This is a genomic window from Pseudomonas reactans (assembly GCF_013385825.1).
GTDB classification, from domain to species: domain Bacteria; phylum Pseudomonadota; class Gammaproteobacteria; order Pseudomonadales; family Pseudomonadaceae; genus Aquipseudomonas; species Aquipseudomonas reactans.
Map to the genome: position 1 here is coordinate 1 of NZ_JACAPG010000004.1, position 16640 is coordinate 16640.

Here is a 16640-nt window from a genome sequence, read left to right on the forward strand (position 1 = left end):
GCATTCTACAGCAGCCTCATTTGCTGTCAAGTGATTATTTTCAGAAGCTTTCGAAGATTTCTTCAACAACTTCAACCACTTGCGCTTCCGATCTCTCGTCAGCGGGAGGCGAATAATACAGCTTTAAAATTCGTGGTCAACCCCCGCATGGAAATTCTTTTTCCTTACCGAAGACCCCGTCCGGGCGGCGCCGTCAGAAGGCGTACTTGAAACTGGTCATGATATTCCGGGGTGCGCCATAAACACTCCAGCTGTCAGCATACGCATAGTAGCTACGATCAAACACGTTGTTCACATTCAGCGTGGCACTCAGGTTCTTGCTGATGTCATACCGAGCCATCACATTGGTCAGCGCATAACTCCCCTGCTCGAACGTATGCAGATCCATCCCCGTCTTGCTCTGCCAGTTCACGCCACCGCCCACGGTGACCTTGTTGAATACACCCGGCAGCCGGTAAGTAGTGAAAGTCTTGAGACTATGCCGCGGGCTGGTCGTGACAATGCGCTGATCGTCCTGATTGGTGCTCACGCTGTACGCATACCCCGCCGACGCCTGCCAGCCTACGCTCAACTCACCGTTAAGCTCCAACTCGACGCCTTTGGTGGTCGTGCCTTGTTCCAGGCGGTAGATATCCGGCGCTCGCACATACACCGCCAGGTTGTCCTGGTCGATCTTGAACAGCGCCAGGCTGGCATTGAGTTTGTCGTCGTTGAAGCTGCCTTTTACCCCAACCTCGTATCCAGTACCTTCCTGCGGGTCGAGGGCTTTGTTGTTTTCGTCGTGAACACCATAAGCCTGCGGGTTGAAGATTTTGGTGTAGCTGGCGTACACCGCCCACGTCTCGCTCAGGTCGTAGACAATTCCGGCGTAGGGCAGGAACACGCCGTTACGGGTTTCCTTGCTTTCGGTGTTCTGGGACGGGTCGGCGTAAACGCTGACTTCGTTGTTGCGCTTCCAGTCGGTGACACGGCTGCCTAGGATGACAGCAGTGTTGTCGGTGACATGGAAGCGCGAGGTCAGGTAGGCGGCGTACTGGTTTTCTTCGATGTGCGTCTTGCCCACTGGCGTGGTATCCGGTCGATTGGCGCCACTGCCGTTCCAGTTGAAAATGTTGGGCACAGTGCCGTCGTAGCCGGTCCAGGGGCCGAACCAACCGCCGTGACTTGGGGTATTTTCGTTGTAGCGCGACATCGTGACGCCAGTGATCAACTCATGCTCGCGCCCAAACAGGCTGAAAGGGCCGGTAAGGTAGACATCAAGGTTGTTCTGGCGCGGCGTGCCTGACCAGCGGTTGGGATATAGATAGGCGCCTTGCCCGGTGACCTGGTCGATATCACCATTCATATAGTTGATCAGTTCGTCGAATTCATTCTGGGTGTGGCTGACTTCCACTTTGCCACTCCAGCCGTTATCGAACTGGTGCTCTATAGATGTGAAGACGTTGGTCTGCTTGCGGTCGTTGTAGGCCCAGTCCGGTGCGCTGTTGGCCGAACGGCTGAAGTCTGTGCGATTGCCATTGCTGTAGAACATCTGGAAGCCGGTGCGCAGCGGGTCGTTGACCTGATTGTTGATATAGCTGAAGCCCACCGTGAGCATGGTGGCGTCGCTCAGGTCGAACTCGGAAATGCCGTACACCAATTGCGAGTCGGTGTTGACGCGGTCGACCCAGGAGTTCTGCTTCTTATAGTCCACCACCAGGCGCCCACGAATATTGCCGCTGTCGTTCAAGGGCCCGGACACATCAAAGCCGGTGCCATAACGGTCCCAACTGCCCGCCTCGCCAGTGATGCTGGCCTGAGCTTCGGCGGTCGGGCGCTTGCGGATCAGGTTGATGGTCGCTGAGGGCGTACCCGAACCGCTGATCAACCCAGTGGCGCCGCGCACCACTTCAACACGATCGTACATCGTAGTGTTCTGCGTGGTGTTGTCCAAGCGCGCCGAGGTGGGGACGCCATCGATTTCGAAGTTGTTGATCTGGAAGCCACGGGACCAGTAAGTATCGTTCTCCGCGCCCACGCCGACGCGCAGCACAGTGATGCCCGGCGTCGCTTCCAGCACTTCGGTAAGGTTGGTGAGTTTCTGGTCGTCGAGGCGCTGGCGGGTGATCACCGTGAGCGATTGCGGGGTTTCTTTCTGGGTCAGGTTCAGCCGCGTCGAACTGCTGGACGAATACGTGGTGTACAAACCGGTGCCTTCGGTCGTCGAACCCGGCGCCATGCCGGAGATCGACACCGCGCCCAATTGCAAAGCCCCGCCCGCACCCGGCTGCAGTTGATAGCGCCCCTCGCCGGTCTGCACCACCGTCAGGTCACTCCCCGCCAATAGCGTTTGCAGCGCCTGGTCAACCGTGTAACTGCCGCGCAGCGCCGCACCGGTCTTGCCGGCGGTGAGCGCGGCATTGCCCGCCAGGTAGATGCCGGCCTGGGTGGCGAGTTGGTTGAGTTGGTCGGCCAGGGCACCGGCTGGCAGATCGTAGGTCTGCACGCTCGATTGTTCAGCGGCTACCGCCAGTGGCGCCATGCTCAGGCTAGAGGGAATGGCCAAGGCAAACGCGATAGCCAGCGCCAAAGGTTGTGGTGAGTTACGCAGGAATGAGGACATAAAACAGTTCCGGTCGAAGGAGGCGTCAAGCCGTTGTCCTTCTCTAATTCGAATGAGCAGCCAAAACCGGAAGCACGAGATGCAAAAAGTGTCAGCGCGCAACCACCGTGGTCCACCAGGCGAAGCGCCGCTCGATGCGCACGGGCAAGACCTGCTCAAGCATGGCCAGTGCCTGATCGGTGTCTTGCAGTGGATAAGTACCCATCACCCGAAGATTGGCGATCTGGGGATCGATGCCCAGATGGCCATGGCGATAGCTGGCCAGCTCACCAATGAAGTCCCCCAGCCGCATATCGTTCGCCATCAATACGCCTTTTGCCCAAGCCTCGCGCCCAGGTTGAGCAGGTTGCGTTGCGGCCAGACGCTGTCGATCAAATAGAACGCCCTGCCTCGCCGATAGGATGCGGCGTTGATCAGTATCCCCACAGGCAGCCTCTACGCTGCCCTCGAACACACTGAGCAACGTGTGCCCGTCCAGCTCACGCACGCTGAAGCGCGTACCCAACGGACGCAAGCGGCCTTGAGGTGTTTGCACCACGAACGGTCGCCCGTCCTTGCCGGTGTTGATCAGGACTTCGCCACTATAGAGTTTCAACTCGCGCTGGCCGGCGCTGAAATTCACATCCAATGCCGTACCGCTGTTAAGCCAGATGCGCGTCCCGTCAGCCAACAGTTGCTCGCCCAACACCGAGGTGCTGGTATGGAAATCCGTGTTCCAGCCCCCCGACAACCAGCGCTGTTGCCAGCCGGCCCAACCCAACAAAGTGCCGCCCATGAGCACCGACAACCCGCGCAACACTTGACGCCGCGAACGCTGAGAATGCCGCAGACTCTCCAGCGTCTTGCTGGCTCCCACGGCATCGTCCTGCAACGGCGCAAAGCGCTGGCCTACACGTGCGACATAGCTCCAGGCCAGCCGGTTGACCTCACTGTGGGCATGCCATTGGCGCCAGGCCTCATGCAACGGCAAGGCATCGGGCTCGGCACTCAGGCGGGCGAACCAGTCAGCGGCTTGTTGCAGGGTGGCGTGATCGAGGCCACCAGGGTTGGTGCTCATGACAAGGCACCATCCAGTTCAGCCTCCAGCACCATGCACTGGAACATGGCCTGGCCAATATATTTGGTGACCGTACGCTCGCTCACCCCAATACGCAGCGCGATCTCGCGGTAGTTCAAACCCTCGATCTGAGCCAGGCAGAATGCCTCGGACACCTTGGCCGGCAAGCGATCAAGCATCGCCTGCACATGCACCAGGGCCTCCAGCACCAATGCGCGATGTTCTTCCGAAGGCACACAGTCTTCAGGCCGGCTCGCCAACACCTCAAGCCAGGCCTGCTCTACCTGCTTGCGTCGGAAGAAATCCACACACACATTGCGCGACAACGTGCTGAGATACGCACGCGCATGTCCATCGCTGCCGAATTCACGCGGATGGCTCAACAACCTGACGAAGACATCGTGAGCCAGCTCGGCGGCATCACTGACATTGCCGAGTTTTCGGGCCAGCCAGCGTTGAATCCAGCCGTGATGGGCCGAATACAGGCTGCCAACACTGAAAGGTGCGGCGACGGGCTCGGGAAGCGGGGGCATACAAAGCCCTACGAATAAGAATTATTCCCAATGGTAATGAGAAAAACTGGCCACTACAACGAGCAAAAGCCACCGCACTGCAACAGCAGGCGTATAGCCCAGGTCTTTTTTTTCCGTCACAGAACAGGGATCATCGCCCTCCCCTAATCCCCCAAAGACGCCGAGGAAGCGAAACCATGGAATTGACGCTGGAAGCGGTTGCGCTCTTTGCACTGAAGCTGGTGCACGAGACGGACGGCGGCAGCCCGGTTTTACGGGATGATCCGGTGATGGAGGGGTATGACCGCGAGGTGTTTGGGTTGTTGGTGCGGCAGGGGGATTTGGTTGGGATTCAGATGAAGCTCAATGAATGCCTGACGCTGGCGCTCGATTCCCTGGGTGGCGCCGATACCGTGATGGGCCGCGAACTGCAACGGCTGGCGGTGGATGCACACCAAGCGTCGACATTGGATGAACTCAACGCCCCGCTCGGCGCACTCAAGGACTATCTCAAAGCCGTCCTATAAAGCACAACTCACCGCCGCCCTTCCACCGCCATCCGCACCGCCAACCCCATCAACACCGACCCCATCAACCAACGCTGCACCACCTGCCACCCCGGCCGAGTGACGAAAAACACCGCGATGGAACCCGCCATCGTGGCAATCACCGCATTGACGCTCACACTGATAAAAATCTGCGTAAAACCCAGCGCCAGCGATTGCGCCAGCACACTGCCGTGACCGTTAGGGTCGATGAATTGGGGCAGCAACGACAAATACATCACCGCCACCTTGGGGTTCAGCAGGTTGGTGACCAGGCCCATGGTGAACAGCTTGCGCGGGCTGTCCTTGGGCAAATCCCGCACCTGGAACGGTGAGCGCCCACCCGGTCGGATCGCCTGCCAAGCCATATACGCCAAGTACATCGCCCCGCCGAAGCGCAACGCGTCGTAGGCAAACGGCACTGCCATCACCAATGCAGTGATCCCCAGCGCCGCGCACAGCATATAAACCAGAAACCCCAGCGCCACGCCGCCCAGGGAGATCAACCCGGCCGTGCGCCCCTGGCAGATCGAGCGGGAAATGAGGTAGATCATATTCGGGCCGGGGGTGAGCACCATGCCGAGTGAGATCAACGCATAGGCCAGCCAGTTGGACAGTTCAGGCATGATGGGGCTCCACTTTTTGAAACATCTGGCCAAGGTTGTAAGGTTGGCCGCCATGGTAGGGCGTTCAAAATGCCCGCGTTAGATACAGATCCGCTAGCAAAACGGCATACACCCAAGAGGCAGGCCCATGATCGACTTCAACAACAAAGGTTTCTTCAAACTCAAGCAAAACAACGAATACGCCGAACGCGTCGCCGACCTGCTGCTGGACGGCGAAGAAGTGGTGGATGCGTACAAGGCCATGCGTGACGGGGTGGTGTTTACCACCAAGCGGATTATCGCGGTGAATGTGCAGGGGATTACCGGAAGCAAGAAGGATTTCACGTCGCTGCCGTACAAGAACATCGTCGCGTATTCGGTGGAGACGTCCGGAACGTTTGACCTGGATTCGGAGTTGGAGATTTACTTTTCGTCGTTGGGGAAGGTGAAATTCGAATTTACCGGGAAGACCTCGATCGTCGAAATCTCGCGGTTGATTTCCAAGCATCTGTTGGGCTGATCAACAGGTAAGAAAAGACCTTGGCGTCCCAAGGTCTTCTTTACTGCAAACCCGAATTGAACAGATGCACCCTGCGTTGTTTGTCTGCAACAAATGAAAATCGCAGTCACCAAAATGGATCATCAGGCTGAGCCCATCACCCTTCTTCCGACACACATCCTCCAAGCACTACTTCACCACTCCCTTGCACCACCTTCGCCAGCAACAGCAATGAAACCAACACGCCTATGGCTCCCACCACCGGTAGAGCCCCCAACATCCCGGCTTGAATTACCAATCCCCCCACGATTGCACCCGCCGCCATGCCGAACTGGATCATCGACGTGTAGAAACTGAAGATGATGCTGGTTGATTCCGGCGCCAGGCTGATCAGGCGCAATTGCAATGCAGGTCCCGAGGACCATGCGGACAAGGACCAGGTAATCAGCAGGACGCACATGGCCCAGGCGATGTGCCCGAAGAATGCAAACAGCGCCAACGTTGCGCAATGAATCAGCAGCCCGCCCAACAGGGTGAAGACATAGCCCGACTTATCGGTGAACCGGCCACCCAGTTGCGAACCGATGATGCTGGCCACGCCGCACACCAGCAGCATCACACTGATTCCGCCCTCGGCCATGTATGTAATGCCGGACAAGTATGGGGTGATATAGGAATAGATGATGGAAAACGCGCTGATCCAGAACAGTGTCATTACGTAGAGGATGGAAATCTGTTTGTTCTTGAATAGTTTGAGTTGCTGGATGAGTGGAATCGCTGTTTCGCCTTCAGTATTGGGAATCCAGAGGAGGACTGCGACCAACGAGAATAAAGTGAGCGCACCTATACCGACGAAAATGAACCGCCAATCCATGAGGCTGGAGATAACCCGCCCCAACGGGACACCGACCACCAAGGCCGCGCTGAAGCCCATGACGACAGTTGCGATAGCACTGGCCTTTTTACCCGGTGGCGCCAACAGTGCCGCCAGGGTCAACAGCACCACTTCCACCACGCCAGCGCTAAGGCCCGCGACTGCGCGGGCGACGTTGAGCAGGCTGTAGCTACTGAACGCCAGCATGATCACGTTGGACGCTGCGAATATGAGCATGAACAGGACCAACAGTTTTTTACGGTCCATGCGTGCTGTGAGGGTAATCACAATCGGTGTGCCAACGGCAAAGGCGATAGAGAACACCGTGATCATCTGGCCAATCACCGGGATCGGCAGCTTCAAGTCTTGGGAAATCAGCCCCAGGATCCCAGCGATGATGTATTCGGCCGTCCCCAGCAGAAAGCTAATAAACGCGAGCAGGAAAATTCTGAAGGCGTTAGACATATCAGCGATTTCCCTCAGTTGACGAGTGGGAAGGTTTTCTCGAATCGAATGGGTTCTCGGTGTTCATTACGTCACCCTTGTGCCTGCCCCATGGCGGAGCTGATAGGAAATTTATTCAATTAATCAATTAGCTAATACACTAATCTTACAGACAAATGAAAACCTTTAAAGCCACGCGTTCATATCGTTTTTACCGCCTCCGCAAACGCGTCCATCCCTCGTGGAACACGCTTGAAATAGGTGAACTTGCCGACCCGTAAGGAGCTCAGGAAGCCCGCTTGCACCAGAACCTTCAGATGGGCTGACGCTGTGGGCGCGGAGATGCCCAGCTTTTCGGAGATGTACAGGCCGCAAACCCCCTCATGCTCATCAAACTCGCCTACGGCGAAGTGCAGTTTAGGCTCCTTGAGCAATTCAAGGATCTGCAACCGGTTTGGGTTGGCGAGGGCGTTGGTCTGGATCAGGATTGAAGTCATGGCGAAAGATTAGTTTATTAGCTAATCGTTTGACAACAAGAAATGGAAGGCCTGCGGAATAATTTCCCGCAGACTTTTCCCACACGCCCTATCGAACAAAGCCAATATCTGCCACCGGCTCCCCCTTGTACGCTCACTCCCTCGCACAAGGAAGTGAGCCGACATGTCAGAACGCTTTTACCCACCCACAGAAGAAGAGTTACGCAAGCGACGGATCCTGACCCCGCAGCCATCGGGTGTGCCGTACTCGCCGTCTGTTGATTACTTCGAGGCATCCCCTGCCCCGCCACCCGCGACAGCCAAACCTCCCGGCTGCGTCTTTATCAAGCCCTGCCAACTGCCTGACGGCATCACTCACTACTTCAACCCAGCCGGTTACGTCCCGCTGGAGTTGATCAAGGAGTACAGCCATTTAAGCCTGTTGGGTGGGCGTGAAGTGGACAGCCGGGGGACGGTTGCCTTACGCAAGATCAGTGGTAGCGCTTTGCCTGCTGGGCTGGGGCAATTGGCATTGCGTTCGGCAGTTTTGGAGTCCGCGGCTACTGCCGTCGTGTCCGCTGCTGGTGGATTGTTGACAGGTTTGGTGGCGCTGGCTTGGCCGTCGGAATTGGGCGATAGCGCGCTCTACAGCGAAGCGCAATTGCGCTCGATGCAACGGGCGCGTTCGCAGATGCGGCTGCATATCGAGCAAAAGGAGGACGGCACGCTCAAGGGGTATGGTTTTTACACAGGCAACAACCCTGACTGGCAGATGATTGATGTGGTGCAGTTCCAAAGTCGCGGCGATCAGTTTGTGGCGGATTTGGGTGAAGGTGTGGAGCTGATCTGGACACCTGCCGTGGATCCAGGCGACACGCTAGGTATTCCGGCTCTGGAGGCTGCGCCGCAAGCGCCAGTGATATGGATTTACCCGCCGACGGAGAAGGCGGCGCAGATTCTGGTGAACCCGATTTACCCGCCGGAGTATCGGGATTTTATTCTGGTGTTCCCGGTGGAGTCGGGGGTTCGGCCACTGTATGTGGTAATCAACAATCCAAGGAAAGGGCTCAGAAACCCAGACCATGACTATTTCCCTGCCCCCGAAACCGAGGAGATAACAGGTTTCCCTGGTCTGATCCCCCAAAAACCTGTGACACCAAGAAGAGGTGGAGCCGGCTTACGCGAGCGCTGGATAGACGCAAAAGGAAGAAAGATATTTGAATGGGATTCCAAGAAAGGCGAGCTGGAAGTCTATCGGAACAGTGATCTAGAACACCTAGGCGCGTTTGACCCTTACACCGCCGAACGTCGAGGCCCGGCGGACCCGAAACGTCGAATCTACAGATAACGAGGAACTCGGAAAATGGTGATGAAAATCAAATTACGATGGTACGAAAAGCACAGCAATGACTTGAAAGCGCATGAGTACTCAGCGGACATCGAAGATTCAGACGGCGTTTTTGAAGCGTTGGGTTTAGCTGAAGAAACTGCGATATATGCAGATGTATTCAACGTATTGCCTAAATGGCTAGCGATTATTCAACCGTACTTCCAACACATGATTGAACCCGACCACTTCGACTATCAAATCTCCTTCCGCTACCAAGGCGCCTGGCCACCACCTCCCAAGCAACCTAACAAGGAGTTTTGATGCAATGAGACCTGTACTGCAAAAGCCCCTCCTCTACCGCTCAGTCAACACCCGAACCCATGGCGTACGCCACGGGAGTTGCGGCGCTTACCGGTACGAACGCCACAGCAAAAAAGCACAGCGCACCCTATCAACTCGAGGCTCAATGCACAGCCACCATCAACACGGGTTTGATTACACCCCACTATTCCGCTTCCTCCTATCCAAAGTCGGTCATCCCTGGGATCAGGTTTTCAGCGAAGCCAACGCCCGCCTGAATCGCCCGGAGCCGGTGTTCTGGATAGTTGCGCAACATGAAAGCGACAAGCATGACTACGTGAGAACAGATGAAAATAGCTACTACAGCGGCTTGTGTATCGACGAAGCCGGCCTGCTGCAAAAGGTCAATCCACAGCTGACGCCCGAGCAGATGAAACCCATTTGCGATGGCTACACCCACACCTTCAACGGTGTGGTATTCGCCCAGCCTTTACCACGCAAACGGAGGCCAACGCCCGCGTTCATCCCTCCTTCACCTCACTCCCCGCCCCCCCAATCAACACCCGATTCCCCGGATCCGTAACATCAAACACCTGCAGCGCACACGCCGCACGGTTGAGCAGGAACTGAAACTCCACCAAATACACCTTGGCCTTCTCTGGGCTGAACGTGCTCATCACCGGCCCGCAGCTGTAATAAGCCCCATTGCCCTGGCTTCTCGCCGAGCTAGACACGGTGAGTTTCTTGCCAGGGTCCGCCTGAATCTCCAACTGTGGAAACCGCTTGAACCCCGCACTCGCCACCGTTTGGTTCAGCTTGGCGATCCAGTTGAAGACCTTGCCTTCACCGGTGTCCATTACAGTGCCGAGGGTTTCCAGGCGTTGGTCGGGGTCGCCTTCGCGGCGGATCGCAAATTCGACGGGGTTGGTGCCGCCGGTGGCCTTCATGATGACCTTGGCGTGCTCCGCATCCACGGCCACGGTTTTCTGGCGCAGTTGAATGCCGTCCTTGAGCAGGCTGGGCGATGAGTCGCGTTGGTTGGATTGGCAGGCGCCCAGGGCCAGGGCGATGGAGAGCAGCGCGATTCGCTTCACGGGGGATGTCCTTATCGGGGTGAGAGTGAGTAATGACTGGACCCGCGTTTAAACAGAATGTTCCGCCACTATGCCGATTCGTTAAACACCAACTGCGCGCACAACCCACCTTGCTCACGGTTATGCAGTGCCAACCGACAGCCGATCTTGCTCACGATCATTTCGACAATCGCCAAGCCCAACCCCGCGCCATTGGCGTTGCCTCGACGTTCAGAAACGCGCGCGAGTGATCACTTGGGCTGGAAGGTTTCCAGGTACGCCAGGATGTTTTCAATTTTCTCCTGATCACTGATGCCCCAGAAAATCATGCGCGTGCCGCTCACCACTTTCTTCGGTGCTTCGATGTAGGCGGCGAGTTTGTCGCGCGTCCAGACCACGCCGGAGTTTTTCATCGCGTCGGAGTACTGATAGTCCGTGGTGGTCCCGGCAGGCCTTCCGATGATGCCGTTGAGCTCGGGCCCGAACCCACCTCGCGCACCTTCGCCGATGCTGTGGCAACCGCCGCAGGTCTTGGTGAAGAGCTTGCCGCCGGCCTCGGCGTCACCGGCTGCGAAGGTTGGGCTCGCGTTGAGGATCAAGGCGAGGGTGAACACGGCGTACTTCATGGACGGCTCCACAACAGGTAGAGAGAGGATTATGCCTGTTTGTCCGGCCCCAATGGCCACTCAGGTCATGATTCACGTAGCGCCGCAGCCCTCTGAACGACCACCCATCGCTTCAAATACATCCAATCGAACCTATCGGGCGGTGGTCTACTCCACCTTACTGAACCCTGATGGTGGAGTAACGATCATGGCTCAGCCATCGATTTTGGTATTGGAAGACGACGAAATCATTCGGGCGTTGATGGTGGATGTGCTGGAGGATTTCGGCGCGGTGGTGACGTCGTTTCCCTCGGCAGATGAAGGGATGATTTATCTGGAACGGGGCGATGATCCGGTGGACCTGATTGTCAGCGACATTCAGATGCCCGGTTTGCTCAACGGCTATGACTTGAGTCGGGTGGTGGCCCATCGTTGGCCAACCGTGCCGGTGCTGCTTACCTCCGGCAACACCAAGCTGGCCGCGCAACTGGGTGGTTCTGTGCGTTTTTTACCCAAACCGTGGAGCGCCGAGATTTTGCTCAGGTGCGTGCAAACCGCCCTGACCCAGCAAGGATCGTCCATGCATTGATAGCGTCACGACATCATTTAAACCGAACTTCGCGCCAAGCGCTGCGGTCATTGATGAGCAAGGAGCGACTTTTCTGATCCGCTGGTCAGCCTTTTCGCCTTGTGCGTTCAGAAGAAGGCTTTGAGGTGTGTAGAATCGTCGCCCATTTCCACGCGTCATTCATGGTCGAAAGGCCCACAGTTCGAGCTTACTGAATGCATTCACAGGCCCATGACGTTGGTGCGCCCTCATTGCTGGAAGCGTTGCGCACAGGCACGGCCCTGCTGCATGTGGCGCTGGAAAAGCGTCTGCCGTTTTTCTCAGAACGACTGGATGCCGATTGGTACCTGCGCTTACTCCAGGCGTATTACGGGTTTTATGGTGCAGTCGAGTCAGCACTGTACGACAGTGGCTTGATTCCTGACGGCTACGACTCCGCGTTGCGTGTGAAAACGCCGACGCTGGTCAGTGATCTCAATGCCCTAGGCCTGGATGACCGAGCTGTCGACACCCTGCCCCGTTGCCTTGAACTCCCCACGTTCGACACTCCCGCTGCCTGCCTGGGCGCCTTGTATGTACTCGAAGGCGCGACCCTGGGCGGCCAGGTACTGCGCCGGGAAATGAACCAGCGCCTGAGTGTGAGTGCCGACAACGGTGGTGCGTTTCTCAATATCTACGGAGTAGAAACCGGCCGACGCTGGAAAGACTTTCTTGATTACCTGGGCGACCAGCCACTCGACGCGCCAGCCAAACAGCGCGCAGTGGACGCTGCCCGATCAACATTCAGCTGTTTTGAGCAATGGCTCGACAGCCAGGAGGTACTGCTATGAAACCCGAAGATTTTGAAGAGCTGCTTGCCAACTGTGCCGACGAGCCCATCCGTTTTCCTGGAGCGATCCAGCCCCACGGTGTGCTGCTGACGTTGTCGGAGCCGGACCTGAACATCATCCAGGTCAGCGCCAACATCGCCAATTTGTTTGGCCATGCCCCCGATGCGCTGCTGGGCCAGCCACTGCACACGTTGGTAGGCGCGGAGCACGCCAAGGCGGTTGCCGTCATGGCCGAAAACCATACGTTCTTCGATGCCCCCCCTTTGCATGTCACATTCAACGGCGCGGAATTCGAAGGCCTGCTGCACCGCCATCAAAATGTGCTGGTGCTGGAGTTCGAACCGCTGGTCAAGGATTTCCGCCCACGGGCGCTGAATGGTCGCACCAGTGACCTGGGCAAAATGCTGCAGCGTTTGCAGTCGGCGAAAACCCTGCAAGCGCTGTACGAAATCAGCGTGAATGAAATCCAGGCCATGACTGGGTACGACCGGGTACTCATCTATCGCTTTGAAGACGAAGGCCATGGCCAAGTGATCGCCGAAGCGTCGGCGCCGTCCATGGAGCTGTTCAACGGGCTGTTCTTCCCCGCGTCCGACATCCCGGAGCAAGCCCGTGAGCTGTATCGCACCAATTGGCTACGCATCATCCCGAACGCGGCCTACGAGCCCGTGCCCCTGCTGCCCAAGCTGCGTCCGGACACCGGCCAGCCGTTGGACTTGAGCTTCGCCACCCTGCGCAGCGTGTCGCCGATTCATTGCCAGTACATGCAGAATATGGGCGTGTTGTCGTCCATGAGTATCTCGCTGATGAAGGGCGACAAACTGTGGGGCCTGATCAGCTGCGGCAACCGTGATCCGTTGCTGGTGCCCAATGACCTGCGCACGGCCTGCCAAACCATCGGCCAGGTGCTGTCACTGCAAATCAGCGCCATGGAAGCCCTGGACCTGAGCCGTCAGCGTGAAGAGAAAGTCGAGGCCCTGGCCTTGCTTGATCAGGCGATGAAGCGCTCGGAAGCAAACGTGTTCGACGGCCTGGCCCAGCAAGGTCAGTTGCTGATGGACCTGACCCTGTCCGGCGGCGTGGCAATCATCGAAGACAAGCAACTGCACCGCTACGGCAACTGCCCGGAGCCGGCGCAGATCCGTGCTTTGCACAAGTGGCTGCAGGAAGGTGGCGAGCCGGTGTTCTCCAGCCATAACCTGTCGTCGGTCTACCCGCCGGCCGCCGAGTTCCAGCAGGTAGCCAGTGGCGTGCTGGCCATGAGTCTGCCCAAGCCTGTGGATAACGGCGTGCTGTGGTTCCGCCCGGAAGTGAAGGAGAACATCAACTGGAGCGGCGACCCGAAAAAACCGCTGGACCTGGAAAACTCCGACGCCGGCCTGCGCCTTCGCCCACGCACCTCATTTGAAATCTGGAAAGTGGAAATGGCCGGCATCTCCACCAAGTGGAGCCATGGCGATCACTTTGCCGCCAACGATCTGCGCCGCTCGGCCCTGGAAAACGACCTGGCCCGCCAGGTGCTCCGCGAGCAACAAGCTGTGCGCGCCCGCGATGAACTGGTGGCGGTGGTGTCCCACGACCTGCGCAACCCGATGACGGTGATCTCGATGCTGTGCGGCATGATGCAGAAGGCCTTCAGCTCTGACGGCCCACACACATCGCGACGGATTTCCTCGGCCATCGACACCATGCAGCAGGCCGCCGGGCGTATGAATGTGTTGCTGGAAGACTTGCTCGACACCTCGAAAATCGAGGCCGGGCGTTACGTGGTTCGGCCAGTGATCCTGGATGTCAGCCAGATCTTCGACGAGGCCTACTCACTGCTGGCGCCCCTGGCGATGGAGAAAGGCATCGACCTGTCGTTCAACGCCGAGCCTGGGCTGCAAATCAATGCCGACCCGGAGCGTCTGTTCCAGGTGCTGTCGAACCTGATCGGCAATGCCATCAAGTTCACCCCGCGCCAGGGCAACATCGGTATCAGCGCCATGAGCAATGGCGAAGAAATCGTGTTCTCGGTGCGTGACTCCGGTGAAGGTATTGCACCGGAACAACTGCCTCACGTGTTCGATCGCTACTGGACTCAAGCGGAAAACAATCCGACTGGCAGCGGGCTGGGACTGTACATCACGCAAGGCATCGTCCAGGCCCATGGCGGCAAGATCGTTGCCGAGAGTGAGGTGGGTCGCGGCAGTGAGTTCCGGTTCACAGTGCCGAAGGTGATTGACGACTCGCATACCTGATGGACCTTGGGCTAAACAGGTAACACCACCACCGCCTCCAACCCCCCACCCTGGCGCTCGGCCAGGGTCAAGGTGCCGCCATGTTCCAGCACAATCGCCCGAGCGGTGGAGAGCCCCAAGCCGACACCGCCCGTGCTTTTGTTGCGTGACCCTTCAAGGCGATAGAACGGCAGGAACACCTGCTCACGATGCTCAACGGGAATGCCTGGCCCGCGATCGAGTACGCGAACCACCACCTCTCCATTCCTCTGCTGCAACTCGATCTCCGGCGCGGTGCCGTAGTGAATCGCGTTGTCCATCAGGTTGGTCATCACGCGCTTGAGGCCCAACGGTCGGCCGAAGTACACCAGGCGCGGCGGGCCGCGAAAGGTCAGGTCAATGGCCTGGTCGCGGTAGTCGTCGATCAGGGTTTGCAGCAATTCCGCGAGGTCCAGTTGGGTGGCTTGTTCCAGGCGGGCATCGTCGCGGAAGAATTCCAGCGCGGTGTTGATCATGGCCTGCATTTCATCCACATCGCGAAACAGCTTTTGCTGCTGATCAGCATCCTCGATGAACTCCCCGCGCAGGCGCAGGCGGGTCAACGGCGCACGCAGGTCGTGGGAAATGGCCGCGAGCATTTGGGTGCGATCCTGGATGAAATGCCGCAACTGCGCCTGCATGCTGTTGAAGGCCAGGATCGCCTGGCGGATTTCGTGCGGGCCGACCGGCTCGATGGGCGGTGCCCGAAAGTCGGCACCAAAGCGCCGCGCGCCTTGAGTGAAGTGCTGCAGAGGGCGGGCCAGGCGGCGGGTCGCGACCAGGGTGACCAGCGCGGTCGAGATCAGCACCAGCAGCACCACGATCAGGCTGCGTGCACCATCATCCAAACCCCAACTGCGCGACGGCGCGCTGAACATCAGCCAGGAGCGGTCAGCCAATTGCACCAGCAGCGCATAGCGGCCGTTGCCGCCGGGCCAGTCAGACGGCTCATACGCCTCCATCGGACGAGGTGGCCCTTGGAGCAGGTGCTTGAAGACCTGCTCGCCCGAGTGGAAATCAGGGTCGGCCAGAACGGGTAACCCCAATGCCTGGCGCTGCGCGGCCCAGGTCACCCTGAACGCTTCGTCACCTACCGCTTGGGCCAGACGTGAACGTTGCGACGGGTCGGAGGCCTCGACCACGCGCACGACCACGGCGATCCTTTCCAACAACCCGATTTCAGTCAGCGGTGGTCGCGCCCACACACCTGCCATTTGCACAAACAAAGCGTTGAATGCCAATGCAGTCAACATCGCAATCAAGATGGTCAGGGCGATCCAGCGCGCCACAGTATCGCGTGGGCGCCTCATGAGCGGGTCACGCTGGCGGTGAATTGGTAGCCACCATTGCGCACCGTGCGAATCATCGCCGGGCGCTTGGTATCGAATTCCAGCTTGCGGCGCAGGCGGCTCACTTGCACGTCGATGCTGCGGTCGAACGCATCGTGACTGTGGCCGCGCGCCAAGTTCAGCAATTGCTCGCGACTGAGCACCCGTTGGGGGTGTTCGACAAACACCAGCAGCAGGTCGAACTCGCCGGATGACAATGGGATCATCACCTGATCGGGCGAGCGCAATTCGCGGCGCGTGAGGTCCAGTTGCCAGCCTGCAAAACGGATCAGCGGGCGCGCGGCATCGCCCAAGGGCGGCCGGTTCTCCCCCGCCCGGCGCAACACCGCACGCACTCGGGCCAGCAATTCACGCGCGTCGAAAGGCTTGCTCAGGTAATCATCGGCGCCCATTTCCAGGCCCACCACACGGTCACTGAGTTCGCCCATGGCGGTGAGCATGATCACCGGCGTGGCGTATTGCTGGCGCAAGCGCTGGCACAGCAACAGGCCGTTGTCGCCGGGGAGCATCAGGTCGAGGATGATCAGGTCGGCGGGCTGGCGCTCCATGGCCGCCCACAGCTCGATGCCACTGGCCACGGTCTCGACCGCATAGCCGTGTTGCAGGAAAAATTTCTTCAGGAGGGCGAGGACTTCAAGGTCATCGTCCACGATCAACAGGTTGCTCACCGACGGTCTTCACTGGGCTGGGACAAGGTGCCATCTAAAACCATT

The 16640-nt window shown here is 58.3% G+C and carries 18 protein-coding genes and 1 pseudogene; 8 read left to right on the plus strand and 11 right to left on the minus strand.

From position 1 onward, the window contains the following. Nucleotides 1–193: 193 nt before the first annotated feature. The 3 genes from HX868_RS04430 to HX868_RS04440 form a co-directional block, all read right to left on the minus strand. Nucleotides 194–2602 carry a TonB-dependent siderophore receptor gene (locus HX868_RS04430; RefSeq protein WP_177002040.1) on the minus strand — a complete coding sequence of 803 codons (2409 nt, stop codon included), beginning with the start codon at nt 2600–2602 and terminating at the stop codon, nt 194–196. Nucleotides 2603–2693: 91 nt separating this feature from the next. Then, nucleotides 2694–3659 (minus strand): FecR domain-containing protein, encoded by a 966-nt coding sequence (locus HX868_RS04435; protein WP_177002041.1) that lies wholly within the window; start codon nt 3657–3659, stop codon nt 2694–2696. Continuing rightward, the gene (locus tag HX868_RS04440) at nt 3656–4192 is read right to left on the minus strand and encodes a sigma-70 family RNA polymerase sigma factor (RefSeq protein WP_177002042.1); all 537 of its coding nucleotides are present in this window, start codon (nt 4190–4192) and stop codon (nt 3656–3658) included. The genes HX868_RS04435 and HX868_RS04440 overlap by 4 nt, the downstream gene beginning before the upstream one ends. Nucleotides 4193–4368: 176 nt before the next feature. Between HX868_RS04440 and HX868_RS04445 the strand changes: the two genes are divergently transcribed. Continuing rightward, complete coding sequence (locus tag HX868_RS04445) at nt 4369–4698, plus strand: hypothetical protein (RefSeq protein ID WP_177002043.1); 330 nt, start codon at nt 4369–4371, stop codon at nt 4696–4698. 8 nt (nt 4699–4706) lie between these two features. Here the strand turns inward: HX868_RS04445 and HX868_RS04450 are convergent, their stop codons facing one another. Beyond that, entirely contained in the window at nt 4707–5342 is a 636-nt protein-coding gene (locus HX868_RS04450) for a LysE family translocator (RefSeq protein WP_177002044.1), read from the minus strand. Between the two features lie 127 nt (nt 5343–5469). Between HX868_RS04450 and HX868_RS04455 the strand changes: the two genes are divergently transcribed. Beyond that, complete coding sequence (locus HX868_RS04455) at nt 5470–5841, plus strand: PH domain-containing protein (protein WP_016979611.1); 372 nt, start codon at nt 5470–5472, stop codon at nt 5839–5841. Nucleotides 5842–5977: 136 nt separating this feature from the next. Here HX868_RS04455 and HX868_RS04460 read toward each other — a convergent pair whose 3' ends face one another. Both HX868_RS04460 and HX868_RS04465 read right to left on the minus strand, forming a co-directional pair. Then, nucleotides 5978–7159, minus strand: coding sequence for an MFS transporter (locus HX868_RS04460; RefSeq protein WP_177002045.1), 1182 nt, complete (start codon nt 7157–7159; stop codon nt 5978–5980). 179 nt (nt 7160–7338) lie between these two features. Next, entirely contained in the window at nt 7339–7635 is a 297-nt protein-coding gene (locus HX868_RS04465) for an ArsR/SmtB family transcription factor (RefSeq protein WP_016979613.1), read from the minus strand. A gap of 163 nt (nt 7636–7798) precedes the next feature. On the opposite strand from HX868_RS04465, the gene HX868_RS04470 reads away from it, so the two are divergent. The 3 genes from HX868_RS04470 to HX868_RS04480 are packed head-to-tail and all read left to right on the plus strand — an operon-like array spanning nt 7799 to nt 9827. Beyond that, nucleotides 7799–8962, plus strand: a complete 1164-nt coding sequence (locus tag HX868_RS04470) for an S-type pyocin domain-containing protein (RefSeq protein WP_177002046.1) — start codon at nt 7799–7801, stop codon at nt 8960–8962. A 15-nt stretch (nt 8963–8977) separates the two neighbouring features. Then, the gene (locus tag HX868_RS04475; RefSeq protein WP_177002047.1) at nt 8978–9265 is read left to right on the plus strand and encodes a colicin E3-like toxin immunity protein; all 288 of its coding nucleotides are present in this window, start codon (nt 8978–8980) and stop codon (nt 9263–9265) included. A 4-nt stretch (nt 9266–9269) separates the two neighbouring features. Next, nucleotides 9270–9827, plus strand: coding sequence for a hypothetical protein (locus HX868_RS04480; protein WP_343047982.1), 558 nt, complete (start codon nt 9270–9272; stop codon nt 9825–9827). Here HX868_RS04480 and HX868_RS04485 read toward each other — a convergent pair. From HX868_RS04485 to HX868_RS04490, 3 genes and pseudogenes are all read right to left on the minus strand, one after another. Next, complete coding sequence (locus HX868_RS04485; RefSeq protein WP_177002048.1) at nt 9766–10338, minus strand: hypothetical protein; 573 nt, start codon at nt 10336–10338, stop codon at nt 9766–9768. The two genes, HX868_RS04480 and HX868_RS04485, sit on opposite strands and share 62 nt — an antisense overlap. A 68-nt stretch (nt 10339–10406) precedes the next feature. Next, nucleotides 10407–10565 (minus strand): annotated as a pseudogene (locus HX868_RS30645) (two-component sensor histidine kinase); the annotation flags it as partial. A 3-nt stretch (nt 10566–10568) separates the two neighbouring features. Continuing rightward, complete coding sequence (locus tag HX868_RS04490; RefSeq protein WP_177002049.1) at nt 10569–10943, minus strand: c-type cytochrome; 375 nt, start codon at nt 10941–10943, stop codon at nt 10569–10571. Between the two features lie 187 nt (nt 10944–11130). On the opposite strand from HX868_RS04490, the gene HX868_RS04495 reads away from it, so the two are divergent. From HX868_RS04495 to HX868_RS04505, 3 genes are all read left to right on the plus strand, one after another. Next, nucleotides 11131–11511 (plus strand): response regulator, encoded by a 381-nt coding sequence (locus tag HX868_RS04495; protein WP_177002050.1) that lies wholly within the window; start codon nt 11131–11133, stop codon nt 11509–11511. A gap of 194 nt (nt 11512–11705) precedes the next feature. Beyond that, nucleotides 11706–12320 (plus strand): biliverdin-producing heme oxygenase, encoded by a 615-nt coding sequence (locus HX868_RS04500; protein ID WP_177002051.1) that lies wholly within the window; start codon nt 11706–11708, stop codon nt 12318–12320. Further along, nucleotides 12317–14560, plus strand: a complete 2244-nt coding sequence (locus tag HX868_RS04505) for an ATP-binding protein (protein ID WP_177002052.1) — start codon at nt 12317–12319, stop codon at nt 14558–14560. The genes HX868_RS04500 and HX868_RS04505 overlap by 4 nt, the downstream gene beginning before the upstream one ends. A gap of 11 nt (nt 14561–14571) precedes the next feature. Here HX868_RS04505 and HX868_RS04510 read toward each other — a convergent pair whose 3' ends face one another. Both HX868_RS04510 and HX868_RS04515 read right to left on the minus strand, forming a co-directional pair. After that, nucleotides 14572–15888, minus strand: a complete 1317-nt coding sequence (locus HX868_RS04510) for a sensor histidine kinase (protein ID WP_177002053.1) — start codon at nt 15886–15888, stop codon at nt 14572–14574. Then, nucleotides 15885–16595: a response regulator gene (locus HX868_RS04515; protein ID WP_177002054.1), complete on the minus strand. Its 711-nt coding sequence runs from the start codon at nt 16593–16595 to the stop codon at nt 15885–15887. Before HX868_RS04515 ends, HX868_RS04510 begins: the two co-directional genes overlap by 4 nt. Between the last annotated feature and the right edge of the window lie 45 nt (nt 16596–16640).

Excerpts from the sequence above, each read along its gene's own strand:
- HX868_RS04430 (WP_177002040.1), bottom strand. The coding sequence starts at position 2,602 with ATGTCCTCATTCCTGCGTAACTCACCACAACCTTTGGCGCTGGCTATC.
- HX868_RS04435 (WP_177002041.1), bottom strand. The coding sequence starts at position 3,659 with ATGAGCACCAACCCTGGTGGCCTCGATCACGCCACCCTGCAACAAGCC.
- HX868_RS04440 (WP_177002042.1), bottom strand. The coding sequence starts at position 4,192 with ATGCCCCCGCTTCCCGAGCCCGTCGCCGCACCTTTCAGTGTTGGCAGC.
- HX868_RS04445 (WP_177002043.1), top strand. The coding sequence starts at position 4,369 with ATGGAATTGACGCTGGAAGCGGTTGCGCTCTTTGCACTGAAGCTGGTG.
- HX868_RS04450 (WP_177002044.1), bottom strand. The coding sequence starts at position 5,342 with ATGCCTGAACTGTCCAACTGGCTGGCCTATGCGTTGATCTCACTCGGC.
- HX868_RS04455 (WP_016979611.1), top strand. The coding sequence starts at position 5,470 with ATGATCGACTTCAACAACAAAGGTTTCTTCAAACTCAAGCAAAACAAC.
- HX868_RS04460 (WP_177002045.1), bottom strand. The coding sequence starts at position 7,159 with ATGTCTAACGCCTTCAGAATTTTCCTGCTCGCGTTTATTAGCTTTCTG.
- HX868_RS04465 (WP_016979613.1), bottom strand. The coding sequence starts at position 7,635 with ATGACTTCAATCCTGATCCAGACCAACGCCCTCGCCAACCCAAACCGG.
- HX868_RS04470 (WP_177002046.1), top strand. The coding sequence starts at position 7,799 with ATGTCAGAACGCTTTTACCCACCCACAGAAGAAGAGTTACGCAAGCGA.
- HX868_RS04475 (WP_177002047.1), top strand. The coding sequence starts at position 8,978 with ATGGTGATGAAAATCAAATTACGATGGTACGAAAAGCACAGCAATGAC.
- HX868_RS04480 (WP_343047982.1), top strand. The coding sequence starts at position 9,270 with ATGAGACCTGTACTGCAAAAGCCCCTCCTCTACCGCTCAGTCAACACC.
- HX868_RS04490 (WP_177002049.1), bottom strand. The coding sequence starts at position 10,943 with ATGAAGTACGCCGTGTTCACCCTCGCCTTGATCCTCAACGCGAGCCCA.
- HX868_RS04495 (WP_177002050.1), top strand. The coding sequence starts at position 11,131 with ATGGCTCAGCCATCGATTTTGGTATTGGAAGACGACGAAATCATTCGG.
- HX868_RS04500 (WP_177002051.1), top strand. The coding sequence starts at position 11,706 with ATGCATTCACAGGCCCATGACGTTGGTGCGCCCTCATTGCTGGAAGCG.
- HX868_RS04505 (WP_177002052.1), top strand. The coding sequence starts at position 12,317 with ATGAAACCCGAAGATTTTGAAGAGCTGCTTGCCAACTGTGCCGACGAG.
- HX868_RS04510 (WP_177002053.1), bottom strand. The coding sequence starts at position 15,888 with ATGAGGCGCCCACGCGATACTGTGGCGCGCTGGATCGCCCTGACCATC.